This is a genomic window from Streptomyces sp. NPDC050806 (genome assembly GCF_055586425.1).
The window spans coordinates 265,931-289,521 of the sequence record NZ_JBVJIF010000001.1 but is presented as its reverse complement, the minus strand read 5'-3'; the positions used below and the strand labels follow the sequence as shown (position 1 = coordinate 289,521).

The window sequence follows — 23,591 nt, the reverse complement described above, 5'->3', positions numbered from 1 at the left end:
CGTGCCGGGTCCCGGCGCCACGGGCCGACGGCCCCGCCCAGGTGGCGGGGCCGTCTGTGGTTCACCGGCCCGGTTCACCGGTCGTTACGGAGGACCGGCCGGTCAGTGCTTCCCCATGGCGGCGCGAATCGCGTCCTTGGTGCGGTCCACCACCGCCGCCACCGGACTGGTGACCGCGGCCTTCAGCCCGGACTCGGTGCCCGGGTGCGGGTGGGTCGGCGCCACTGCCTCGGCGGCCTCGACCGCCTTGGCCAGCCCCCTCATCGCACGCTGGTCGGAAACCGCGCGCAGGTGGGTGAACTCGCTCTTCTCCTCCGCCTTGGCGTGCTCCAGCACGGCTGTCCTGAGCTCCTTGAAGAGGTCGAGGAACTCCTGGGACTCGGTGTCCATGTCCTCCAGCCTGCTGAGCATCTCCTTGGCGCGCTTCTCTTCCGCCAGCCGTTCGCCGATCACCTTCTCGCCGCCCTCGATGTGATCGCGGACGTAGGGGTGGACGACCTCTTCCTCCGCCGTCTCGTGCACCGCCAGCAGGCGTACGACGCGGTGGAAGGCGGCCTTGCGGTCCTCGCCCTTGCTGTTCACGACGTCGTCCAGGAGGCGGCGGATCTGCTGGTGCTGCTGTTCGAGCAGCTCCACGACGTTCTTCTGCTTCTCGGCCATGTCGTGCGGGCCCCTCTCGTCTCGTCGTGCGGGACGGCGGGCGAGTACCCCTGCCCCGGCGCCCGAGACGGCCGGAACCGGCCGCACCGCGGGGCCGTGGACGGCCCGGAACCGCGTCTACCGCTCTCCGCTACACATAAGGGCGAAATAAGCGCAAGATAGCCGTAGCGGCGCTTGCCACTTCAGGAGACAGGGCCGCAGAGAAGAGATCGAAGGAGACGAGTCTGATGGCAGACGTCTCACACACCAGAGGCGATATCGCCAGTCACCCTGATGTTCCCGAGATGCGGGACCGGTACGCCCGCATGCTCGGCGGTCGCGACGTGGCGCTCGTGGACGGACCGGTCTTCCTCATCGGCCTGTACTGCGCCATCTCGCCGTGGACACTCCACTTCACCGCGAACCAGCCGGCCCTCGTGGCCCACAACCTCATCCTGGGCATCGCGCTCGGCCTGCTGGCACTCGGATTCACCGTCACGCCGGAGCGGATGTACGGCATGAGCTGGGCCATGTCCGCCATCGGCGTGTGGCTGATCCTCTCGCCGTGGATCGTCGGCAGCAGCCCCGACGCGGGGGTCATCTGGAACAACGTCATCGTCGGCGCCCTCACCGTGCTGCTCGGGATGACCTGTGCGGGCGCGGCCGCGAAAGTCGGCAAGCGGTCGTAGCGGAGGGCGGAACAAGGAAAGGAAGCACCTCGACAGCCGAACACCGGACAGGTCGGCCGGTCCGCGCGCGGACCGGCCGACGCACGGTTCTCCCGGCCTCGCTCCCGCCCCGCCCGGTGCATGAAGCCGCGGCACGCGGATACCCGGACCGGCACCACCCGGCGACGGCCGGGCGGCCCACTCCGGCGGGCGGCACCGCCGGACGGCTCCGGAACGGGAGACACAGGTGATGACAGAGAACCCGGGCGCCGGCCCCTTCCAGGAACCCCCCGTCCACGTGGACGCCGCGGTACTGGTGCTGGACTGCGCGGAGCCCGAACCGGTCGCGGAGTTCTACGCCAAGCTCCTCGGCGCCGACCTGCCGGCCGAGCTGGGCGTCGAGCTCATCGAGATCACCAGCAGGAACGGCACTCTGATGGCGTTCCGGCGGGACCACGGCGCGGCGCCGTCCTCCTGGCCCCGGCCCGACGACTCCCAGCAGGCCCATCTGCACCTGACGGTGCCCAAGGACCGCATGGACGACGTGGAGCGCCAGGTGATCGACTACGGCGGCAGCCCCATGGACTCCCCGCGCAGCGAGGGCACCGACGAGCTGCGGACCTTCCGGGACCCCGCGGGCCACCCCTTCACCCTGCGCTCAGCGTGACCGCCCGGCCCGCCGCTCCCGCATGCGCCGTACGCGCCCGTGAGCGAGAGTGACCACAGCGGGCACCGGCAGGGAAGGGGTTGGCGTGCAGAGCGAGCGAGACCTCGGGACGTACCGGAGCAAGCGCGACTTCGAGCGGACCCGTGAGCCGCAGGGGCAGCAGGACGCCGGCGCGCCGTCCGCCGACGGCGCAGATCCGGTCTTCGTCGTGCAGATCCACGACGCCTCCACGATGCACTTCGACTTCCGGCTGGAGGTGGACGGCGTCCTGAAGTCCTGGTCGGTGCCGAAGGGCCCGTCCACCGACCCGCACGACAAGCGGCTGGCCATGCCCACGGAGGACCACCCGATGGAGTACCGGGAGTTCGAAGGGGTGATCCCGCAGGACGAGTACGGCGGCGGCACGGTCATCGTGTGGGACCGGGGGACGTACCGCCCGCTGCCGCCGAAGAAGCGCAAGGACCGCGACGCCACCTTCGCCGAGCGGCTGGAGCACGGGCACGTGACGTTCTGGATGGACGGCGAGAAGCTGCACGGCGGGTACGCGCTGACCCGCTTCCGCACGGCCGAGTCCGAGGGCCGGGAGTCCTGGCTGCTGGTGAAGGAGAACGACGAGCGGGCCGGGCGGCGCGGCGCCCCGGACCCGCGCCGCGCCAGGTCGGCACGGAGCGGCCGGACGCTCAAGCAGGTCGCGGCCGACGAGGGCACCGAAGCGGACGGGAAGAGCTGACCGTGGCGGGAGAACCGCTGGAGTCGCTGCCCGGCGCGCAACGGCGGCTGCTGGCGGCCGCGCCTCCGGGCGAGGAGCTGGCAGCCCACCCCATGCTCGCGGTCCTCTCCGACCTCCGGGACTTCGACCGGGACTGGATCTTCGAACGCAAGCTCGACGGCGTACGGGCGCTGGCCGTACGCGACGGGGACCGCGCGAAGCTGCTGTCCCGGACTGGTCGCTCCATGGAGGCACGTACCCGGAAATCGTCGACGCGCTGGCCGCCCAGGACTGCCGGGACTTCGCCGTGGACGGCGAGGTCGTCGCGTTCTCCGGCGGCCGCACCGAGTTCTCCCGCCTCCAGCAGCGGATGGGCATCACCGACCGCGCGCAGGCCCGCGCCAGTTCGGTGGCGGTCACGTACTACGTCTTCGACCTGCTGCGGCTGGACGGCCAGGACCGCACCCGGCTGCGGCTGGACGGCCAGGACCGCACCCGGCTGCCGCTGCGCACCCGCAAGTCACTGCTCCGCCGCACCCTGAGCTTCGTCTCCCCGCTGCGCTTCACCCGCACCGCAACCAGGGCGGCCCGGAGGAGCTGGCCGACGCCTGCGAGCGGGGGTGGGAGGGGCTGATCGCCAAGCGGGCCGACGGGCCGTACGTGCCGCGCCGCTCCGGCGACTGGCTCAAGCTGAAGTGCACCCGCGGCCAGGAGTTCGTCATCGGCGGCTTCACCGGCCCCGGGCGGCGTGAGTCCGGGCGGGCGAGGGCGGGCGGTCCGGCGGGAGGCCGGGCCGCCCGCGTGCGCGCGGACCGCTCAGTGCACGTCGGTGACGACGAAGCCGCTGTTCACCCTGGTCGGCACGCGGTGCAGCGGAATGCTCAGGTCCTGGCGCGGCACCCGGTACTCCAGCCGGGCCAGCAGGGGGACGAGTGTCCGGAGGAGAGCGAGCACGATGTCCTCGCCCGGACAGCGGTGACCGCCGGAGACCTCGCCGCCGCCCTGCGGGATGAGGTCGTCGCGCCCCGGCTCCGCGTCCGTGAAGCGCGTCGGGTCGAAGGTGTACGGGCTCGGCCACAGCTCGGGGTCGTGCAGGTGGCCGTAGACGTCGAGCAGCACCATCGTGCCGGCCGCGACGGGCTCGCCCCGCCACTCCAGGTCGCGGGCCGCGAGCCCGCCGAGGAACGGCACGAAGGGGTAGAAGCGGCGTACCTCGTGGGCGAAGGCGCCGGCGTACCCGGTGTCGCCCTTGGCGAGCGGCGCGCCCTGCTCGGGCCGGCGGTGCAGCGCGTGCGCGGCGAAGGTCAGGAACCAGGCGACCGCGACGGTCGGCCGGATGATGTTGAGGATCTCCACGGCGGCCGTGTGCGGGTCCAGCGGGGCGCCGTCGGCCTCGTGGTGCCGGGCCACCTCCGTCAGCGCCGCGCCGGCCGGGGCGCCCTGCTCGGTGTGGCCGGGGCCGCCGCGCCGGACGTCCTCGATGCGGCGGGCCAGCCGCTCCTCCTGGCGGCGGCGGGCGCGCCGGGCCCGCCAGTGGCGCGGCCCCGGTGTCGCGAAGCCGTCCACCATGGCGACCAGGTCGTCCGCGGTCTCCCGGGCCTCCTCGTCGTCGAGCGGGAGGCCTGCCCAACCGCAGACGGTACGGGTGAGGAGCAGCGCGAACGCGTCGAAGAGGACGACCTGTGACCGGCCGGCCCAGTCGGCGCGGGCGCGCTCCCATTCGGCGGTCGCGCGCTCGGTCAGGTCGGCGATGCTCTCCCGGTCCTTGAGCAGGTGCACGAAGAGGGCCTTGCGTACGCGGTGCCGCTCGCCGTCGAGCGTGTGCACGGCGCCGCGGCCGAAGAGTGTGTCGAGGACCGGGCCCGGCAGTGCGTCGCGCCGGCGGATGTGGCTCTCGTCGTAGAAGAACCGCACGGCGTCGGGGCCGTGCAGGGCGATCGCCGGCCTGCCCAGCAGCCGGGTGCGGACCGGCGCGCCGCCGTTGCGGCGCCGCCGGTCGGGCAGCCAGGCGTACCCCTCCACCAGGAGCGGGAGGGTGCTGTCGGACAGCGCGGACGGGACCACCGCCACCGCGCTCAGTCCTCGTCCGCGCGCGGCGGCCCGGCGTGCCGGGACCGATGCGGGTCGCGCCGGGTGCCGGCCTCGGCGCGCTCGTCCTCGTCGACGGACTCCTGCGCGGCCAGGCTGGTGGTCAGGGGGTCGCCGCTCTCGCCGACGACGTGCCGCCGTTCCTCGGGCTCCGCCACTCGGGTCTCGGCGTCCTCGAACTCGGCCAGCACCTCCTTCGCCGCGGTGTCGCGGTCCCGGCCGTCGCCCCGGCCCGCGCCCTTCGCCGCGCTGTGGCCGTTCTCGTGCTGCTCGTTCTTCCGGGTCATCACACTCCGTTCCTTCCGTGCGGGGACCGTCCGGGTGCCCTCCGCGCGGGGCCTCGATTCATGATGGTGGGACACGTCATATCCGGCATCACGGGGCGCTCCGCCCGGCTCCCTCCTCGTCCGCCACCTCGGCGAAGAGGCTGTCGCCGAGCCGGTCCAGCAGCTCCGCCGGGTCGGCGTACACCTCGGCGGCGCCGGCCTCCTCCAGGTCGGCGCGCGGGATCCCGCCGCACAGCAGGGCGACGGCCCGGACCCCGGCCCGGGTCGCGGCCTGCATGTCGTAGACCGAGTCCCCCACGAACACCGCCTGCCCTGCGGTCACCCCGGCCAGCTCCCTGGCGTACTCCACGGGCTCGGGTGCGGGCTTGCCCTCCTTCACGTCGTCGGCGCTCGCGGTGTCGGTGATGGCGTCGTCGGCCTCGATGGCACGGCGCAGCGCGCCCAGCTCGTAGCCGCCCGCCGAGGTGACCAGGATGTTGTGCCAGCCGCGCCGGGCGAGGGCGCGCAGCAGGTCGCCGGCGCCCGGCAGCGCGGGCAGCCGGTCGAAGTACGTCCCGTACAGCGTCTTGTGCGCGGCGCTGATGTCCGCGTCCTGGCCGGTGTCCCGGTCCTCCCCCAGCACGTGGCCGATCAGGTCGTTCGACGGGCGCCCGAGCGCGTGGTGGATGGTGGTCATCGGCACCTGGTGCCCACGCTGCCGGAACGCCTCCCACCAGGCCGTGACGTGCAAATGGTTGGTGTCCGCGAGCGTGCCGTCCACGTCGAAGAGTGCCGCGCGTGCCATGGCTGTGCCTTTCCGTCCGGGGGCTGCGGAGTACCCGCGTACCCGTCACAGCGTGACCACGCCCCCGCACCACCGCCGACCGCCGCCGTCCGAACGGGTGAGGCCGGGCGCGGCCGTCGGGCGCACGGTGGTGCGGGCAGCCCGCCGGCCGTCGGGGTCGGCTCAGGCCGTGGCGGCCGTGGGGAGCGGCAGGCCCGTGTAGTTCTCGGCCAGCTCGGCCGCGGCGTGCGGGGAGGTGGCGATGCGGTCGAGCTGGGAGAGCTGCAGGCGGGTCTCGAAGGGGGACTGGTCGGGGGCGGTGTGCAACGTCGTGGTCATGAAGAAGGAGAAGTGCTCGGCGCGCCAGACGCGGCACAGGCAGGTGTCGGAGTAGGAGTCCAGCAGGTCGGTGGCGCCGGTGGTGCGCCAGTGGGTCAGGGCGCGGGCCAGGACGATGACGTCGGCGGCGGCGAGGTTGAGGCCCTTGGCGCCGGTGGGCGGCACGATGTGGGCGGCGTCGCCGGCCAGCAGGACCCGGCCGTACGCCATCGGCTCGGTGACGTGGCTGCGCATCGGCAGGACGGATTTGCTGGTGATCGGGCCCCGCTCGAGGCGCCGGCCGGGGTCGGCGGCGAGGGCGAAGCGGGCGTCCAGCTCGTCCCAGATCCGGTCGTCGGACCAGTCGGCGGGGTCGGTGCCGTTGGGGACCTGGAGGTAGAGCCGGCTGACGGACGGGGAGCGCATGCTGGCGAGGGCGAAGCCGCGGTCGGAGTGGGCGTAGATCAGCTCGTCGGCGGCGGGCGGTGCGTCGGCGAGGATGCCGAGCCAGGAGTACGGATAGACGCGCTCGTACGTGGTGCGCAGGCGTTCCGGTACGGCATTGCGGGCGACGCCGTGGAAGCCGTCGCAGCCGACGACGTAGTCGCAGGTGAGGGTCTGTTCCTTGCCCTCGTGGGTGTAGCGGATCGACGGCCGGCCGGTGTCGGCGCCGTCGACCGCGTGCACCTCGGCCTCGAAGAGCAGCGGGCCGCCCTCGGCGAGCTGGAGCGCGATCAGGTCCTTGACGACCTCGGTCTGTGCGTACACCGTCACCCGCCGGCCGTCGGTGAGCGCGGGGAAGTCGAGGCGGTGGGCGCGCCGGTCGAAGCGCAGCTCGATCCCGTCGTGGACCATGCCCTCGGCGTCCAGCCGGGCCCCGGCACCGCACGCCCGGAGGGCGTCCACGGTGGCCTGTTCCAGGATTCCGGCGCGCTGGCGCTGCTCCACGTACTGGCGGTCGCGGCGCTCCAGCAGGACGCTGTCGATGCCGGCGGTGTGCAGCAGGCGGGCGAGCAGCAGGCCGGCGGGGCCGCCGCCGATGATCCCGACGGTGGTGTGCATACGTCTCTCCTCGTCGTCGAGGACGGGCCCGCTCTCCGTCGTCCCAGGAAGCGGGCTTGTGCAGGATGTTCGCGTGGTGAAGTATTATTCACTGACGTTCCGCAGAGTTTGCGCGCGGCGCCGCCGCCTGTCAACGGTTCGCCGGCAACGGACCGGGGCCACCGCGCCGCGGACCCGCGGTGCGGGCGGCCGCCCGCATTCCTTACGGTGTCCTGCACAGACCGCGACGGAGAGCCGATGCCACCGACCGACACCACGCCGCCCGCCGCCACCGACGAGGTGCCGGCCGAGGCCGTCACGCCGCTGATGCGCGGCGTCTCCGTGCTGCGCCGGCTCACCGAGGCCGACGGCACACTGAGCCCGAGCGAGCTGGAGCGCGCCACCGGCCTCGCCCGTTCCACCGTCGACCGGGTGACCGCGACCCTGGCGCGGATGGGCTACGTACGGCTGGACGGCCGGGACGCCGTGCTCACCCCGCGCGTCATGGAGCTGGGCAACGCCTACCTCGCCGCGCTGCGGCTGCCCGGCCTGCTCGGCGGGCACGCCGACGCGCTGGCCGACGCGCTGGACGAGTCGGTGTCGCTCGCGGTGCCCGACCGGGACGGCATCCGCTTCCTCCACCAGGCGACCCGGCGCCGCGCGATGTCCCTGAGCTTCCGCATCGGCGACCTGCTGCCCGCCGAGCGCACCGCACCGGGCTCGCTGTTCGCCGCCGGATGGTCCGAGGAGGAGTGGGCACGCTGGCGGGAGCGCCGGGCCGCCGATCCGGAGCACCGCGGCTTCCCGGCGGTACCGCCGTACGACGCCGTCCGGGCCGCGGCATACGGCGACGGCTTCGAGGAACGCGCCCGGCAGGCGCGTGCGCGGGGCTGGGCGCTGGACGACCAGCTGATCGAGCCCGGACTGGTCGCGCTGGCCGTGCCGGTGCGCGCCCCGGACGGCTCGGTCGCCTGCGCCGCGAGCGTGGTGAGCCACACCAGTCGGCACAGTGCGGCCTCCCTGCGCGACACACTGCTGCCCCGGCTGCGCGAGACGGTGACCGCGATGGAGCGGGAGCTGGTCCGGGCACAGGAGGCGCCGCGGGAGGCGGACGTCCCGTCGCCCGCGCCGCTCGCGGCCTGGACCGCCGCCTCCAAGCAGGAGCTGGGGCGGGAGTTCATCGAGTCGCTGGCCCGCGGCCTGACCGTGCTGACGGCGTTCGGCGAAGGCCGGGCCGAACTGACACTGTCCGCGGCCGCCGAGGCGACCGGCCTGGCGCGGGCCACCGCCCGCCGCGCCCTGATCACCCTGGAGCACCTGGGGTACGTGGCCTCCGAAGGGCGCGCCTTCCGGCTCACCCCGCGCGTGCTGGCGCTCGGCTACCCCCCGCTCTCCCGCACCACGCTCCCCCGGATCGCGGCACCGCACCTCGCCACGCTCGCCGCGCGCGTACACGACTCCGCGTCGCTGGCCGTGCTCGCGGGGGACGACATCCAGTACACGGCACGGGTCGCCACCACCCGCGTGATGAGCGTGAACATCACCACCGGCACCCGGCTGCCCGCGTACGCCACCGCACTGGGCCGGGTGATGCTGGCCGGCCTGCCGCCCGCCGAGCGGCACGCACGGCTCGCCCGCACCGGACTGCGGCCACTGACCCCGCACACGGTCACCGGCCCCGCCGAACTCGCCGCGCTCCTCGACCGGGTCGCCGACCAGGGCTGCGCACTGGTGGAGGAGGAGCTGGAGGAGGGCCTGCGGTCGCTCGCGGTGCCGGTACACAACGGTGCGGGCGAGGTGGTGGCGGCGGTGAACGTCGCGATGCACACCGTCCGGCGCAGCACCGAGGAGTGCCTCACGGACGTCCTGCCCGAGCTGCGGGCCGCCGTGGCCGGCATCGAGGCGGACCTGCACATCGCGGGGCGCTTCACCCGCGTTCCCACGGCCTGAGCCGCACACCGGTTCACTGGTGTGAGTGAGGGGATCTCAGTCGCCTCGCAGAAGTGACCGATCGGGCCGCTGCCTTGCCGGCCAGTGCGTTGGTGCGTGTGGTGCACGGACAGTGCCGTGCAGCTGGCCGGTTCACGGTGCGGCCGTACGGTGCTGTGTTGTCCGGCCCCTCCGGTGTCGCTTGGGTTGGCTGTGCTCGTCGTTCCGGGAAAGCCGACCGACCGACACAAGGATGGGTTCATGCGCAAGTTCGCGCGCTGTACGGCAGCACTGCTCGGTATGACCACCGGGACCCTGTTCCTGACTCCCTCCGCTCACGCCGCCCCGACTCTTCTCAGCTGCGAGGGCAAACAGACCGCCTCGTACAGCCCCGCAATGACCAACAAGGAGCAGACCCTCACCGCCACGATCGCGGAGAGCTACGACACATGCGCCCCGGCGCCGGGCGGCATCAACGGTGGTGACGGCACAGCGTCGTTCGAGGAGAAGGCCAGCTGCCTGGTGACCGCGCAGCCGGGCCGGACCGACGTGATCGAGTACGGGTGGAGGAACGGCAAGACCAGTACCGTGGCGTTCAAGGTCACCAACGTCGTGCGCGCAGGCACCGGAATCACCACGGTCACCTCGGTGGGTGAGGTCACGAGCGGCCTGGGAGCGGGCAGCAAGGCCACCCGCGTAGTGGTCCTGCCCGCGCTGGACCCGACCGCCTGCTCCGGCGCCGGAGTGACGTCGCAGGAGGGCCCCGCCACGCTGAAGTTCGTGCCCTAGGGCACCACAGGCAGACCGCCCCCGGGGCTACGCGTCGCCCGTCTGCGCGACCCGCAGCAGCAGTGCGTGCAGCGTCGCGGATTCCTCGGGGGTGAGGGGGCCGGTCAGTTCGTCGGTGACGCGGTGGCTGGCCTCGTCGGTGTCACGGAGGTACGTACGTCCCGCGTCGGCCAGCACGACGATGCGGCGGCGCCGGTCGGCGGGGGCCGGGCGGCGCTCCACGAGGTGCAGGCGTTCGAGGTCGTCGACGAGGCCGACGATGGCGCTCGGGTCGTAGCCGAGCCGTTCGCTCAGCTCCCGCTGCGGCGCGCCCTCGACCGTGGCGAGGTACCGCAGCACCGCGTAGTGACGCAGCCGGAGGCCCGATTCCTGGAGGGCGGCGTTGAAGAGCTGCCCCGAGCGCAGGCCGAGCCGGTAGAGCAGGTATCCGGTGTCGGCGTGCAGCCCCCGCATCCACGGCTCGTCGGCGTCGACGGGCCTGGCCTGCGCGGTGGGCGTTCCCTGGGCGGTCATGGCGCTCCCTGTTCCGTGCCCCCGGTGCGGGGCGGTCTTTCCGGTTCTCCATCTCACCAGCGGACCCAGCATGCCGCATTTTTGATTACGAGAACAACCATTGACGTCAACAATGATTGGTCTTAGCTTCGATCACGGCGGGGCCGCCGACCGAACCGGCAGCCGGACCGCCCTTCACCCCTGACGCCAACACCCGTACTTCGCATGCCTGTTGAGAGGACTTCGCCATGCCCGGACCCGCTTCCCCCGACCCCCTCGACCTCACCGGCAAGGTCGCCGTCGTGACCGGTTCCGGCCGCGGCCTGGGCTTCGCGTACGCCGCGGCGCTCGCCGCCGCCGGCGCCTCCGTCGTCGTCAACGACCTCGACGAGGCCGTGGCCGAGGAGGCCGCGAAGAGCATCACGGAGGCCGGCGGCCGGGCCGTCGCCGAGGCCGCCGCCGTCGGCACGGCGGAGGCCGCTGACCGGCTGGTGGCCCGCGCCGTCGAGGAGTTCGGCCGCCTCGACGTGATGGTCACCAACGCGGGCATCCTGCGCGACCGGGTGCTGTGGAAGATGACCGACGACGACTTCGACGAGGTGCTGACCACGCACCTGAGGGGCACCTTCACATGCGCCCGGGCCGCCGCCGTACGGATGCGGGAGCAGGGCGGCGGCGGCCGGCTGATCCTGGTCGGCTCCCCCGCCGGGCAGCGCGGCAACTTCGGCCAGACCAACTACGCCGCCGCGAAGGCCGGCATCGCCGCCATGACCCGTACCTGGTCGATGGAGCTGGCACGAGCGGGCATCACGGTGAATGCGATCGTGCCCGTCGCGGCGACGGCGATGACGGAGACCATCCCGGCGTTCGCGCCGTACATCGAGGCGATGCGGCGCGGCGAGCCGCTGCCGGACTTCCTGCGCAAGGGCGAGGGGTTCGGCACCGCCGAGGACTGCGCCGCGCTGGTGCCGTTCCTCGCCTCGGACGCCGCGCAGGACGTCACCGGCCAGTGTGTCGGCATCGGCGGCGACAGGCTCGCGTTGTGGTCGCACCCGCAGGAGGTGGCGGTGGCGTACGCGGACGGGGGCTGGCGCCCGGAGACCGTCGCGGCGGCCTGGCACACGTCCGTGGGCCGCGAACCGCAGTCCGTGGGCATCCCCGCCCCCGTGATCGCGGAGGCCTGAGCCATGACGACGACCCCTGCGATGAACGTGGACGAGCTGGTGGCCATCGACGTGCACACGCACGCCGAGGTGTCCAGCAAGGGACGGGCCTCCCTGGACGAGGGGCTGGCCGACGCCTCCAGCGCGTACTTCAAGGTCGAGGGCAACCGCAGGCCGACACTGCCGGAGATGGCCGCGTACTACCGCGAGCGGCGGATGGCGGCCGTCGTCTTCACCGTGGACGCCGAGTCCGCGACCGGCACCGCTCCGGTGCCCAACGAGGAGGTCGCCGAGGCCGCCGCCGACAACGCCGACGTGCTGATCCCGTTCGCCTCGCTCGACCCGCACCGCGGCAGGGCGGCCGTGAAGCAGGCCCGGCGGCTGGTGGAGCAGTACGGCGTACGCGGCTTCAAGTTCCACCCGAGCATCCAGGCGTTCTTCCCCAACGACCGGCTGGCGTACGAGCTGTACGAGGTCATCGAGGAGACCGGCGCCATCGCCCTCTTCCACACCGGGCAGACCGGGATCGGCGCGGGCGTGCCCGGCGGCGGCGGGATCCGGCTGAAGTACTCCAACCCGCTGCACGTCGACGACGTGGCCGCCGACTTCCCGCACCTGAAGATCATCCTGGCCCATCCGTCGTTCCCCTGGCAGGACGAGGCGCTGGCCGTCGCCACGCACAAGCCCGGGGTGCACATCGATCTGTCGGGCTGGTCGCCGAAGTACTTCCCGCCGCAGCTCGTGCAGTACGCCAACACCCTGCTCAAGGACAAGGTGCTGTTCGGCTCCGACTACCCCGTGCTCACGCCGGACCGCTGGCTCGCGGACTTCGAGAAGCTGGAAATCAAGGAAGCCGTCCGGCCCAAGATCCTCAAGGAGAACGCCGCCCGGCTGCTCGGGCTCGCCTGACCCCACCGCAAGGAGAGCCGCTGTGCGCAACGAGGGACTGGGGTCGTGGCCCGCCCGCCGGGCCCGCAAGACCCCGCACCGTATCGCCGTCCGCCACGAGGGCGCGGCGACCACCTACGCGGAGCTGCACGACCGCACCACCCGGCTGGCCCGCGCGCTGCGCGCCACCGGCGTCCGGCGCGGCGACCGGATCGCCTATCTCGGCCCCAACCACCCGTCCTTCCTGGAGACGTTCTTCGCCGCCGGCGCGCTGGGCGCCGTGTTCGTCCCGCTCAACACCCGACTGGCCGGGCCCGAACTCGCCTACCAGCTGGCCGACTCCGGCGCCGCCACCCTGGTCCACACCCCCGAGCAGGCCGGCCTCGTCGACGCGCTCCGGGACCCGGCGGGGCCGGTCCGCACGTACCTCGAAGTGGGGCCGAAATACGAGGAGTTGCTCGCGGGGGCCGCGGACGGGCCGCTCGACGAACCGGTCTCCGGCGACGACGTGTGCATCATCATGTACACCTCCGGCACCACGGGCCGCCCCAAGGGCGCGATGCTCACCCACGCCAACCTCACCTGGAACGCCGTCAACGTGCTGGTCGACACCGACCTCACGGCGGACGAGGTGGCACTGGTCTCCGCGCCGCTGTTCCACACCGCCGGGCTGAACATGCTCACCCTGCCGGTGCTGCTCAAGGGCGGCACCTGCGTCCTGGTGGAGTCCTTCGCCCCGGACGCCACCCTCGACCTGATCGCCGAGCACCGGATCACCTTCATGTTCGGCGTGCCCACCATGTTCGAGCGGATCGCGCGCAGCCCTCGCTGGCCGGCCGCCGACCTCTCCTCACTGCGCATCCTCACCTGCGGCGGCTCCCCGGTCTCCGCGCCGCTGATCGCCGCCTATCAGGAGCGCGGGCTCACCTTCCAGCAGGGCTACGGCATGACCGAGGCCGCGCCCGGCGCGCTGTTCCTGGACGGCGAGCACGCCGTGCGCAAGGCGGGCTCGGCCGGGGTGCCGCACTTCTTCACCGACGTACGGGTCGTCCGTCCCGACCTCTCCCCCGCCGGCGTCGGCGAGCCCGGCGAGGTGCTGGTGCGCGGCCCGAACGTGATGGCCGGCTACTGGGGCCTGCCGGAGGAGAGCGCGGCGGCCCTCGCCGACGGCTGGTTCCGCACCGGGGACGCCGCCCGGGTCGACGCGGACGGCTATGTCACCGTCGTCGACCGCCTCAAGGACATGATCATCTCGGGCGGCGAGAACATCTATCCGGCCGAGGTCGAGGGCGCTCTGCTCGCCCATCCCGCCATCGCGGAGTGCGCCGTCATCGGCGTACCGGACGAGCGGTGGGGCGAGGTGCCGCGCGCCGTGGTCGTGGCCCGGGACGGCTGCGCCCCGGACCCCGCCGAGGTGCTCGCCTCGCTCACCGGCCGGCTGGCCAAGTACAAGATCCCCAAGTCGCTCGTGGTGGCGGACGAACTGCCGCGCACCGCCTCCGGGAAGCTCCTCAAGCCCCGCGTCCGCGCGCTGTACGGCGACCTCGGCTGACGCATCGTCACGCATGCGCGGAAAACAGCACCTCACCACTCAGGGAGAACTCTCATGACCGTCACCGTCAACGGCCTCGACGAACTGAAGAAGCTCGCCGGCAGCGACCTGGGCACCAGCGACTGGACCGAGGTCACCCAGGACCGCATCGACACCTTCGCCGCCGCCACCGGCGACCACCAGTGGATCCACACCGACCCCGAGAAGGCGGCGCAGGGCCCGTTCGGCGCGCCGATCGCGCACGGCTACCTGACGCTCTCGCTGTTCATACCGCTCTTCACGGAACTGCTCGACGTGCGGGGCGTCACCACCAAGGTCAACTACGGCCTGGACAAGGTCCGTTTCCCCTCCCCCGTGACGGTGGGCTCCCGGATCCGGCTGGCCGCCGCGCTCGCCTCGGTCGACGAGGTCAAGGGCGGAGTGCAGATCGCGGTGGATGGCACGGTGGAGATCGAGGACGGCACCAAGCCCGCCTGCGTCCTGCGCAGCCTCTCCCGCTTCTACGGATGACCGCCGTGCGCGATGCCACGGACGCCCGGCAGCTGAGACGGGTCGCGCTCTCCGGCCTGCTCGGCACGGCCGTGGAGTTCTACGACTTCCTGGTCTACGGAACGGTCGCCGCGCTCGTCTTCGGCGACCTGTTCTTCCCCGCCGCCGATCCCGCCGCCGGCACCGTCGCGGCGTTCGGCACCTTCGCCGCCGGGTACGTCGCCCGGCCGCTCGGCGGCATCGTCTTCGGCCACTTCGGCGACCGGCTCGGCCGCAAGTCGATGATGCTCGCGACGATGGTGCTGATGGGCGTCGGCAGCTTTCTCATCGGGCTGCTGCCGACCTACGACGCGATCGGCGTGTGGGCGCCGGTCCTGCTGGTGCTGCTACGCGTGGTGCAGGGCATCGCCATCGGCGGCGAGTGGGGCGGGGCGACGCTGATGGTCGCCGAGCACGCGGGCGGGAGGCCGCGCGGCCGCTGGACCAGCCTCACCCAGCTGGGCGCGCCGCTCGGCACCGTCCTGTCCACCGCCGTGGTCACCCTCGTCGCCGCCCTGCCCGACGCGCAGTTCCGCGCCTGGGGCTGGCGCGTACCGTTCCTGCTCAGCCTGGTCCTGCTCTTCGCGGGCCTGTACGTACGGCTGAAGGTCACCGAGAGCCCGCTGTTCCGCGCGCTGAAGGAGGAGCGGGCGCCGGCCCGGCTGCCGCTGCTCGACGTGGTACGCAGACCGCGCGCCGTACTGATGGCGGCGGGCGCCGGCATCGGGGCGTTCACCGCCCAGTCGCTGCTGACCAGCTTCATGGTGTCCTACGCCGTCGGCCACGGTTTCTCCCGCACCCAGGTCCTCACCGGCGTCACCCTCGCCTCCTGCACGGCCCTGCTCGTGCTGCCGGCCGCCGGGGCGCTGTCCGACCGGTTCGGGCGGCGGCCGGTCGTGCTGGCCGGCGCGGTCCTCTCGGCCGCCACCGCGTTCCCGGTGTTCGCGCTGGTCGACACCGGCCGCCCCGGGCTGCTGATCCTCGCGCTCGTCCTCGGGCACGGCGTCGCCCAGTCCACCATGTACGGGCCGCTGGGCGCGCTGCTCACCGAGATGTTCGGCACCCGGGTCCGCTACACCGGCGCCTCGCTCGGCTACCAGACCGCGACCCTGCTCGGCGCCGGCTTCTCCCCGCTGATCGCCGGCAGCCTGCTCACCGCGTACGGGAGCAGCACGCCCGTCGCCCTGCTGCTGACCGCGGGCGCCGCCGTCACCGCGCTCACCGTGTGGCGGGTCAGGGAGACCAGCCACGACCCATTCGGCGCCGGGCAGCACCAGGAGAACCGTTCCGACCGGAAGGAACCCGTCAATGAGAGCAAGTAACCGGGCGGGGATCGTCGCGGCCGTCGCCGCGCTGCTCCTCACCGCCGCGGTGCCGCCCGCGACCGCCGCGCCGGCCGGACCCCGCCACCTCGAAGGCGCACTGCCCTCCGGTGCCACGTACGTCATCGACACCCCGGCCCGCTGGAACGGCACCCTGCTGCTGTTCAGCCACGGGTACCGGCCGGCGGGCGCCCCGAACGAAGCCGTGGACGCCTCCGACGACGCCACGAAGAAGCTGCTGCTGGAGGAGGGGTACGCGCTCGCCGGTTCCTCGTACGCCGGCACCGGCTGGGCGGTGGAGCAGGCCGTGCCCGACCAGGTCGCCACCCTCGACGCCTTCGCCGGCCGGGTGGGACCGGCCCGCCGCACACTCGCCTGGGGCGAGTCCTACGGCGGCCTGGTCACCACCGCGATCGCCGAGCGGCACCCCGGCCGCATCGACGGCTCACTGTCCCTCTGCGGCCTCGTCCAGGGCGGCGTCGCCAACTGGAACTCCACCCTCGACCCGGCCTTCGCGCTGAAGACGCTGCTGGCACCCGGCTCCGGCATCCCGCTGACCGGCTTCGCCGACGCCGACGCGGCGGACCGGGCCGCGGGCCGCCTCGGCACCGTCCTCTCCCGGGCCCAGGAAAGCGCCGCCGGCCGGGCCCGCATCGCCCTGGCCGCCGCCCTGCACAACATCCCCGGCTGGAACGACCCGAAGCAGGACCGGCCCGCACCGGACGACTACGAGGCGCAGCAGGCCAACCAGTACCGGGCCGTCAGCACGATGCTGGTGGACGCCGCCTTCCGGCGCCGCCAGGAAGCCGAGCAGCGGGCGGGCGGGAACATGGCGTGGAACACCGGCGTGGACTACACCGCGATGCTGCGCCGGTCGGCCGGGTACGCGGAGGTCGAGGCGCTGTACGCGGCGGCCGGACTGTCGCTGGACGAGGACCTGCGGACGCTCGCGGGCGCGCCCCGCATCAAGGCCGACCCCGCGGCCGTCCGCTACATGACGCGCAACATCGCCTTCACCGGCAGGCTGCGCACCCCGCAGCTGGACGTGCACACCACCGGCGACCCGCTGGTCCCCGTCCAGGTGACCTCGGCGCACCGCCGTGCCGTCACCGCTGCCGGGGCCGGCGGGATGCTGCGCCAGGGGTTCGTCGACAACGCGGGGCACTGCACGTTCACCCCCGCCGAGCAGCTCGCCGCGCTGCACACGGTCGACCGCAGGGCCGGCACCGGACGGTGGGGCGACACCGCGCCTGGCGCGCTCAACGCGGAGGCGCGGCGGTCCGACCCGACGACGGCGGCGCGCTACCTCGCCTTCCGCCCGGGGCCCTATCCGCGCCCGTACGACCTGGCGCACCCGGGCGACGGCCGGTAGGCGGCGCGGGCGGTCAGCGGCCGAGCGCCTCGGCCAGTTCGTCCTTGGTCATCGAGGAGCGGCCGTCGATGTTCCGCCGCCTGGCCTCGGCGTAGAGCTGGTCCTTGGTCGGGCCCTTCGGCCCCGTGCCCTTGCCCGCTCGCCGGCCGCCCCGCTCGGGCGCGGACTTCGGGTCCCGGATGGACTCCTTGCTCGCGCTCTTCGCCTCGCCGGAGCGCGCCCGTTCCTTGTTGACCGTGCGCGCGGCGATCTCCTTCGCCCGGCCGGTGGAAGAGCCCCGCTTCTCGGCGCCTTCCTTGATGTGCTCGTACTGCCGTTCGCGCTTGGCGCTGGAGCCGCTGGGCATCATGCGCTCCCTTCCTCCCGCGGAACGCGCCTCGCGTTCCGCTCGGCTTTTTCCCGCCCCGGGTGCCCGGCGCCTCGGCGGTCAATCACGCCGCGCCGCCGCCTCCCAGTCCAGCGTGTCGACCGTGCACAGATGCGTGTTCATGTTGCGCTCCATCATCTGCAGCGCCGCGTCGGCGAGGTCCGGGTGGATGTGTGCCACGGCGTCGTGCGGGACGGTGACCTTCAGGTGCCGGATGTGCGCGTCCAGCGCCGAGTACAGCACGCACTGCTCGGTGACCTGGCCGCACAGCACCACGTGGTCGATGCCCAGCTGCGACAGCAGATAGGTCATCGGGGTCTCGAAGAAGATCGAGTGCCGGGCCTTGACGATGAACAGCGAGGAGTCGTCGGGGCGGACGGGGTCCACCAGCTCCGCGTGCGGCCCGGCGAGCGCCGTCTCCAGCATCTCGCCGTGGTGCGAGCGCCATTCCCCGAAGTTGTCGTTGGCGTAGATCACCGGTACGCCGTCCTCGCGGGCCCGGTCGATGAGGCGGACCACCGCGGGCAGCGCCTTGCGCACCGACGGCAGCAGCAGTTCCGCGTCCTCGTGGTCGTAGGTATTGATCATGTCGATGACGATCAGGGCGGTAGTACTCACCCCTTCAGGGTTGACCGGTGGGCCGCGCTTCTCACCTCGGACACGCCGGTCTCCGTCCGGCCGCCGGCTTCCGCGGCCGCTCCCCCGTTCGGCGGGTGTGAGCGGCATGTCGCCGGGCACCCGTACGCACCTGGGGCAACCCTGGAGGCATTAGTTCCGCCCCCGCACCCGCTCAGCAGGCGCCGACAGCTGGAGGATCCATGGGCGTACAGCGGCTGATCCGCGACTGGCCCGTGTACCGGCAGCTCACCGGCAAGGACCCGCTCGGCCGCGGACGCGCCGCGATGTCGGAGCACACCGAGCGGCTGCGGCCCCGCACGGACTCCGCCGACCGGGTGGTGCAGTCGGTCTGCCCGTACTGCGCGGTCGGCTGCGGCCAACAGGTGTACGTCAAGGACGAGAGGGTCGTGCAGATCGAGGGCGACCCCGACTCGCCCGTCAGCCGGGGCCGGCTCTGCCCCAAGGGATCGGCGACGCTCCAGCTGACGACCGGCGAAGCGCGGCGGCACCAGGTGCTGTACCGGCGGCCGCACGGCACCGACTGGGAGCCGCTCGACCTCGACACCGCGATGGACATGATCGCCGACCGGGTGATCGGGACCCGCCGCGACACCTGGCAGTGGGAGTCCGAGGGCGCGCGCGTGGCCCGCACCCTCGGCATCGCCAGCCTGGGCGGCGCCACGCTGGACAACGAAGAGAACTACCTGATCAAGAAGTTGCTGACCGGCCTCGGCATCGTCCAGGTGGAGAACCAGGCGCGGGTCTGCCACAGCTCCACGGTCGCCGGCCTCGGCACGTCCTTCGGCCGCGGCGGCGCGACCACCTTCATGCAGGACCTCCAGCACGCCGACTGCATCGTCATCCAGGGCTCCAACTTCGCCGAGGCCCACCCCGTCGGCTTCCAGTGGGTCATGGAGGCCAAGGCACGCGGCGCGACCCTCATCCACGTCGACCCGCGCTTCACCCGCACCAGCGCCCTGTGCGACCTGCACGTACCGCTGCGGGCCGGCACCGACATCGCGTTCCTCGGCGGGATCATCAACCACGTCCTGGCCGGGGGCAAGGAGTTCCGCGACTACGTCCTGGCGTACACCAACGCCGCCACCCTGGTCGGCGAGGACTTCCAGGACACCGAAGATCTGGACGGCGTCTTCTCCGGCCTGGACGAGGAGCGGCACCAGTACGACGCGGAGACCTGGCAGTACGCGGGCGGCGGCGTCCAGGCCCCGGCGGGCGACGTGGAACAGCGGCACGACCAGCGCCTGCAGAAGGACCCCGAGACCGGCCGCCGGCTGCACGAGGCGGCCCACGCCGAGACGCACGGCTCGGGCGGCCCGCAGGCCGAGCCCGACCCCGAACGGGACCCGACGCTCCAGCACCCGCGCTGTGTCTTCCAGATCCTCAAGCGGCACTACGCGCGCTACACCCCCGACATGGTGGCCGAGATCTGCGGCGTCCCCAAGGAGACGTTCCTGCGCGTCTGCGAAGCCCTCACCGAGAACTCGGGCCCGGACCGCACCAGCGCCTTCGCGTACGCGGTGGGCTGGACGCAGCACACCGTCGGCTCGCAGTACATCCGCGCGGCCAGCATCCTGCAATTGCTGCTGGGAAACATCGGACGGCCCGGCGGCGGAATCCAGGCGCTCCGCGGCCACGCCTCCATCCAGGGCTCCAGCGACATTCCGACGCTCTTCAACCTGCTGCCCGGATATCTTCCGATGCCGCATGCCCACGCCCATGAGGATCTCGACACGTTCGTCACGGCGAGCCGTACGGACAAGGGATTCTGGAACAATATGCGGGCCTATTTCGTCAGCCTGCTCAAGGCCTATTACGGGGACGCGGCCCAGCCCGGTAACGACTTCTGCTTCGACCACCTGCCCCGGCTCACCGGCTCGCACGGCGCGTACGACATCGTCCTCGCACAGCTGGACGGTGCCTGCAAGGGCTACTTCCTCATGGGCGAGAACCCGGCCGTCGGCTCCGCCAACACCCGTCTCCAGCGGCTCGGCATGGCCAACCTCGACTGGCTGGTGGTCCGCGACTTCTCCCTCATCGAGTCGGCGACGTGGTGGCAGGACGGCCCGGAGATCGAGTCCGGCGAACTGCGCACCGAGGACATCGGTACGGAGGTCTTCTTCCTCCCCGCCGCCTCGCACACCGAGAAGTCCGGCTCCTTCACCAACACCAACCGCTGGCTCCAGTGGCACCACGCCGCCGTCGAGCCGGACGGCGAAGCGCGCAGCGACCTGTGGTTCACGTACCACCTCGGCCGCCGCATCAAGGAGAAGCTGGCCGCCTCCACCGACCCGATGGACCGCGCGATCCAGGACCTGGCCTGGGACTACCCCGTACAGGGCGAGCTGGACGAGCCGGTCGCCGACGCCGTACTGGCGGAGATCAACGGCCGCGGCCCGGACGGCGCACCGCTCTCCGCGTACACCCAGCTCAAGGACGACGGCTCGACGGCCTGCGGCTGCTGGATCTACTGCGGGGTGTACGCGGACGGCGTGAACCAGGCAGCGCGCCGCAAGCCCCACACCGAACAGGACTGGGTCGCCGCCGAGTGGGCCTGGGCCTGGCCCGCCAACCGCCGCATCCTCTACAACCGCGCCTCGGCCGCGCCCGACGGCACCCCCTGGAGCGACCGCAAGGCGTACGTCTGGTGGGACGCCGAGGCCGGCAGGTGGACCGGGCACGACATCCCGGACTTTGTGCCCGACAAGGAACCGGGGTACGTACCGGCGGACGGCGCCGAGGGCGCCGACGCGCTGCGCGGCGACGACCCGTTCATCATGCAGGCCGACGGCAAGGGCTGGCTGTTCGCGCCCGCCGGACTGCTCGACGGGCCGCTGCCCACCCACTACGAGCCGCAGGACTCCCCGTTCACCAACGCCCTGTATCCCGACCGCCCACGGTCCCCCGCCCGGCAGCTTCACTCCCGCCCCGGCAACCGCTACCACCCCAGCGGCGACGAGCCCGGCGCGGGCATCTTTCCGTACGTGGTCACCACCCACCGGCTCACCGAGCACTTCACGGCGGGCGGCATGAGCCGCTGGTCGCCGTACCTCTCCGAACTCCAGCCGGAGTTCTTCTGCGAGGTGTCCCCGGAGCTGGCCGCCGAACGCGGCCTCACGCACACCGGCTGGGCGACGATCATCACGGCCCGCAACGCCGTCGAGGCCCGCGTCCTGGTGACCGAGCGGATCAAGTCGCTTACCGTACAGGGCCGCACCGTGCACCAGATCGGCCTGCCGTTCCACTGGGGCCCCAACGGCACGGTGACGGGCGACGCCGCCAACGAACTGATGGCCATCGCGCTGGATCCGAACGCGCACATCCAGGAGGACAAGGCGCTGACCGCCGACATCCGCCCCGGCCGCCGGCCGCGCGGACCCGACCTGCCCCGGCTGGTCGCCGACTACCGGCGGCGCGCCGGTATCACCGATCGCACGGGAAGCGAGCAGCAGACATGACCGGCGTCTTCTTCGAGACCGGCAGCCTCTTCAGCGGCCCGGAGCCGGACCCGGCCGGCGACGCCGGACACCCCGACCCGCCCCCGCGCATGGGCTTCTTCACCGACACCTCCGTCTGCATCGGCTGCAAGGCCTGCGAGGTGGCGTGCAAGGAGTGGAACGCGCTCCCCGAGGACGGGCTGTCGCTCACCGGCATGTCGTACGACAACACCCAGGGCCTCGGCGCCTCCACCTGGCGGCACGTCGCGTTCATCGAACAGTCCGCACCCCGCCAGGTCCCGGCGGAGCCGCCCGCACCGGACGGCCGTACGTCCCTCCCCCTCGCCGAGGACGGTCCGCGGCGGCCCGCCGGGGACATCCGCTGGCTGATGTCCTCCGACGTCTGCAAGCACTGCACGCACGCGGCCTGCCTGGACGTCTGCCCCACCGGCTCGCTCTTCCGCACCGAGTACGGCACGGTCGTCGTCCAGGAGGACATCTGCAACGGCTGCGGCTACTGCGTACCGGCCTGCCCGTACGGCGTGATCGAACAGCGCAAGGACGACGGCCGGGCCTTCAAGTGCACCATGTGCTACGACCGGCTCGGCGCCGGACAGGAACCCGCCTGCGCGAAGGCGTGCCCCACCGACTCCATCCAGTTCGGCCCCCTGGACGAACTGCGCGAACGCGCCGCACTCCGCGTCGACCGGCTCCACGAGGCCGGCACTCCCGAGGCCCGGCTCTACGGGCACGACCCGGAGGACGGCGTGGGCGGCGACGGCGCGTTCTTCCTCCTCCTGGACGAACCGGAGGTGTACGGGCTGCCGCCGGACCCGGTGGTCACCACCCGCGACCTGCCCACGATGTGGAAGCACGCGGGCGCCGCGGCCCTGTCCCTGGCGGCCGGCGCCGCCGCCTCCTTCGTACTCCCCGCACTCCTGCGACGGAAGGGACGGCGATGAGCGGGACGACCGGCACCCGGCCCAAAGGCGGCAAGGACGGCGGACGGCGCCGCAAGGGCGAGGAACTGATGGTGCCCCGCGCCGAGTTCGACTCGTACTACGGCCGGCCCGTCATCAAGGCCCCGTCGTGGGCGGCCCGGGACATCGCCGGGTACTTCTTCACCGGCGGCCTGGCGGGCGCCGGCTCCGTACTGGCCGCGGGCGCCCACCTCACCGGCCGCCCCACGATGGCCAGGGCGATGAAGATCTCCTCCCTCGCGGCCCTCTCCCTCTCCACCGCCGCCCTGGTCAACGACCTCGGCCGCCCGTCCCGCTTCGCCAACATGCTCCGCGTCTGCAAGCCGACCTCCCCGATGAGCGTCGGCTCCTGGCTGCTGGCGGGGTACGGGCCGATGGCGGGCGCGGCGGCGGCGAGCGCGGTGACCGGCCGGCTGCCACGCGCCGGAGCCGCCGCGACCGGCGCCGCGGCGCTGCTCGGCCCGGCCGTCGCGACGTACACCGCGGTGCTCGCGGCCGACACGGCGGTGCCCGCCTGGCACGGCGCGCACCGCGAACTCCCGTACCTCTTCGCCGCCTCCGCGACAGCGGCCGCCTCGGGCATGGCCCTGGTCGCCTCCCCCACCGGGGAGAACGCGCCCGCGCGGTACGCCGCGCTGCTGGCCGCGGCGGCCGACAAGGCGGCGACGACCGCGGCCGAACGGCGGCTGGGGATGGTGGCCGAGACGTACCGCGCGGGCAAGGCCGGCCGGCTGATGCGCTGCGCCCAGGCACTCACCGTCGCGGGCGCGGCGACCGCCGGCCTGCTCGGCGGCCGCAGCCGCCCGGCGGCAGCCGCGGCCGGCCTCGCCCTGCTCACCGGCTCGGCCCTCACCCGCTTCGCCGTCTTCCACGCGGGCATCGCCTCGGCGAAAGACCCGAGGTACACGGTGGAGCCCCAACGGCAGAGCCGCCGGGAGCGCGAAGGCAGGTAGCCC

23 protein-coding genes are annotated in these 23,591 nt (G+C 72.9%); 15 read left to right on the top strand and 8 right to left on the bottom strand.

Annotated elements, in window-relative coordinates:
- Positions 1-102: 102 nt before the first annotated feature.
- Entirely contained in the window at positions 103-660 is a 558-nt protein-coding gene (locus tag ACZ6WH_RS01280) for a hemerythrin domain-containing protein (protein WP_432850609.1), read from the bottom strand.
- 227 nt (positions 661-887) lie between these two features.
- On the opposite strand from ACZ6WH_RS01280, the gene ACZ6WH_RS01275 reads away from it, so the two are divergent.
- The 4 genes from ACZ6WH_RS01275 (at position 888) to ACZ6WH_RS01260 (ending at position 3,317) form a co-directional block, all read left to right on the top strand.
- Positions 888-1,328: an SPW repeat protein gene (locus ACZ6WH_RS01275; RefSeq protein WP_469725094.1), complete on the top strand. Its 441-nt coding sequence runs from the start codon at positions 888-890 to the stop codon at positions 1,326-1,328.
- 229 nt (positions 1,329-1,557) lie between these two features.
- A complete protein-coding gene (locus ACZ6WH_RS01270; RefSeq protein WP_469725093.1) occupies positions 1,558-1,974 on the top strand; it encodes a VOC family protein in 417 nt (138 codons plus the stop codon).
- An 85-nt stretch (positions 1,975-2,059) separates the two neighbouring features.
- Positions 2,060-2,704, top strand: a complete 645-nt coding sequence (locus ACZ6WH_RS01265; RefSeq protein WP_469725091.1) for a DNA polymerase ligase N-terminal domain-containing protein — start codon at positions 2,060-2,062, stop codon at positions 2,702-2,704.
- Between the two features lie 286 nt (positions 2,705-2,990).
- Positions 2,991-3,317 (top strand): ATP-dependent DNA ligase, encoded by a 327-nt coding sequence (locus tag ACZ6WH_RS01260; protein WP_469725090.1) that lies wholly within the window; start codon positions 2,991-2,993, stop codon positions 3,315-3,317.
- A 182-nt stretch (positions 3,318-3,499) separates the two neighbouring features.
- On the opposite strand, the gene ACZ6WH_RS01255 is transcribed toward ACZ6WH_RS01260, so the two are convergent.
- From ACZ6WH_RS01255 to ACZ6WH_RS01240, 4 genes are all read right to left on the bottom strand, one after another.
- Positions 3,500-4,732 carry a cytochrome P450 gene (locus ACZ6WH_RS01255; protein ID WP_469726203.1) on the bottom strand — a complete coding sequence of 411 codons (1,233 nt, stop codon included), beginning with the start codon at positions 4,730-4,732 and terminating at the stop codon, positions 3,500-3,502.
- Positions 4,733-4,758: 26 nt separating this feature from the next.
- On the bottom strand, positions 4,759-5,058 hold the full coding sequence (locus ACZ6WH_RS01250) for a hypothetical protein (protein ID WP_469725088.1): 300 nt from the start codon (positions 5,056-5,058) through the stop codon (positions 4,759-4,761).
- A gap of 88 nt (positions 5,059-5,146) precedes the next feature.
- Entirely contained in the window at positions 5,147-5,842 is a 696-nt protein-coding gene (locus tag ACZ6WH_RS01245) for an HAD family hydrolase (RefSeq protein ID WP_469725087.1), read from the bottom strand.
- A gap of 162 nt (positions 5,843-6,004) precedes the next feature.
- Entirely contained in the window at positions 6,005-7,201 is a 1,197-nt protein-coding gene (locus ACZ6WH_RS01240; RefSeq protein ID WP_469725086.1) for a 4-hydroxybenzoate 3-monooxygenase, read from the bottom strand.
- 237 nt (positions 7,202-7,438) lie between these two features.
- Between ACZ6WH_RS01240 and ACZ6WH_RS01235 the strand changes: the two genes are divergently transcribed.
- Positions 7,439-9,130 carry an IclR family transcriptional regulator domain-containing protein gene (locus ACZ6WH_RS01235; RefSeq protein ID WP_469725084.1) on the top strand — a complete coding sequence of 564 codons (1,692 nt, stop codon included), beginning with the start codon at positions 7,439-7,441 and terminating at the stop codon, positions 9,128-9,130.
- 240 nt (positions 9,131-9,370) lie between these two features.
- Positions 9,371-9,898 (top strand): hypothetical protein, encoded by a 528-nt coding sequence (locus ACZ6WH_RS01230; RefSeq protein ID WP_469725083.1) that lies wholly within the window; start codon positions 9,371-9,373, stop codon positions 9,896-9,898.
- A gap of 27 nt (positions 9,899-9,925) precedes the next feature.
- Here ACZ6WH_RS01230 and ACZ6WH_RS01225 read toward each other — a convergent pair whose 3' ends face one another.
- Positions 9,926-10,411 carry a MarR family winged helix-turn-helix transcriptional regulator gene (locus tag ACZ6WH_RS01225; RefSeq protein ID WP_469725082.1) on the bottom strand — a complete coding sequence of 162 codons (486 nt, stop codon included), beginning with the start codon at positions 10,409-10,411 and terminating at the stop codon, positions 9,926-9,928.
- A 227-nt stretch (positions 10,412-10,638) separates the two neighbouring features.
- Between ACZ6WH_RS01225 and ACZ6WH_RS01220 the strand changes: the two genes are divergently transcribed.
- From ACZ6WH_RS01220 to ACZ6WH_RS01195, 6 genes are read left to right on the top strand one after another with little or no spacing between them, the layout of a single operon-like run.
- The gene (locus tag ACZ6WH_RS01220; RefSeq protein ID WP_469725081.1) at positions 10,639-11,574 is read left to right on the top strand and encodes an SDR family NAD(P)-dependent oxidoreductase; all 936 of its coding nucleotides are present in this window, start codon (positions 10,639-10,641) and stop codon (positions 11,572-11,574) included.
- 21 nt (positions 11,575-11,595) lie between these two features.
- On the top strand, positions 11,596-12,462 hold the full coding sequence (locus ACZ6WH_RS01215; protein ID WP_432864062.1) for an amidohydrolase family protein: 867 nt from the start codon (positions 11,596-11,598) through the stop codon (positions 12,460-12,462).
- Between the two features lie 22 nt (positions 12,463-12,484).
- Positions 12,485-13,993, top strand: coding sequence for an o-succinylbenzoate--CoA ligase (gene menE, locus ACZ6WH_RS01210; RefSeq protein WP_469725080.1), 1,509 nt, complete (start codon positions 12,485-12,487; stop codon positions 13,991-13,993).
- 54 nt (positions 13,994-14,047) lie between these two features.
- Positions 14,048-14,503 carry a MaoC family dehydratase gene (locus tag ACZ6WH_RS01205; RefSeq protein ID WP_469725079.1) on the top strand — a complete coding sequence of 152 codons (456 nt, stop codon included), beginning with the start codon at positions 14,048-14,050 and terminating at the stop codon, positions 14,501-14,503.
- Entirely contained in the window at positions 14,500-15,843 is a 1,344-nt protein-coding gene (locus ACZ6WH_RS01200) for an MFS transporter (RefSeq protein WP_469725078.1), read from the top strand. Before ACZ6WH_RS01205 ends, ACZ6WH_RS01200 begins: the two co-directional genes overlap by 4 nt.
- Positions 15,830-17,215 (top strand): alpha/beta hydrolase family protein, encoded by a 1,386-nt coding sequence (locus ACZ6WH_RS01195; protein ID WP_469725076.1) that lies wholly within the window; start codon positions 15,830-15,832, stop codon positions 17,213-17,215. The genes ACZ6WH_RS01200 and ACZ6WH_RS01195 overlap by 14 nt, the downstream gene beginning before the upstream one ends.
- Positions 17,216-17,228: 13 nt before the next feature.
- Here ACZ6WH_RS01195 and ACZ6WH_RS01190 read toward each other — a convergent pair whose 3' ends face one another.
- Entirely contained in the window at positions 17,229-17,561 is a 333-nt protein-coding gene (locus ACZ6WH_RS01190; protein ID WP_469726201.1) for a plasmid stabilization protein, read from the bottom strand.
- A gap of 81 nt (positions 17,562-17,642) precedes the next feature.
- Positions 17,643-18,200: a cysteine hydrolase family protein gene (locus ACZ6WH_RS01185; RefSeq protein WP_432850633.1), complete on the bottom strand. Its 558-nt coding sequence runs from the start codon at positions 18,198-18,200 to the stop codon at positions 17,643-17,645.
- A gap of 200 nt (positions 18,201-18,400) precedes the next feature.
- On the opposite strand from ACZ6WH_RS01185, the gene fdh reads away from it, so the two are divergent.
- Genes fdh through nrfD form a run of 3 tightly spaced genes read left to right on the top strand, consistent with a single transcriptional unit; the run spans position 18,401 to position 23,588 of the window.
- Positions 18,401-21,676: a formate dehydrogenase gene (fdh, locus tag ACZ6WH_RS01180; RefSeq protein ID WP_469725075.1), complete on the top strand. Its 3,276-nt coding sequence runs from the start codon at positions 18,401-18,403 to the stop codon at positions 21,674-21,676.
- The gene (locus ACZ6WH_RS01175) at positions 21,673-22,617 is read left to right on the top strand and encodes a 4Fe-4S dicluster domain-containing protein (protein ID WP_469725074.1); all 945 of its coding nucleotides are present in this window, start codon (positions 21,673-21,675) and stop codon (positions 22,615-22,617) included. Before fdh ends, ACZ6WH_RS01175 begins: the two co-directional genes overlap by 4 nt.
- On the top strand, positions 22,614-23,588 hold the full coding sequence (gene nrfD / locus ACZ6WH_RS01170) for an NrfD/PsrC family molybdoenzyme membrane anchor subunit (RefSeq protein WP_469725073.1): 975 nt from the start codon (positions 22,614-22,616) through the stop codon (positions 23,586-23,588). Before ACZ6WH_RS01175 ends, nrfD begins: the two co-directional genes overlap by 4 nt.
- Positions 23,589-23,591 lie beyond the last annotated feature (3 nt).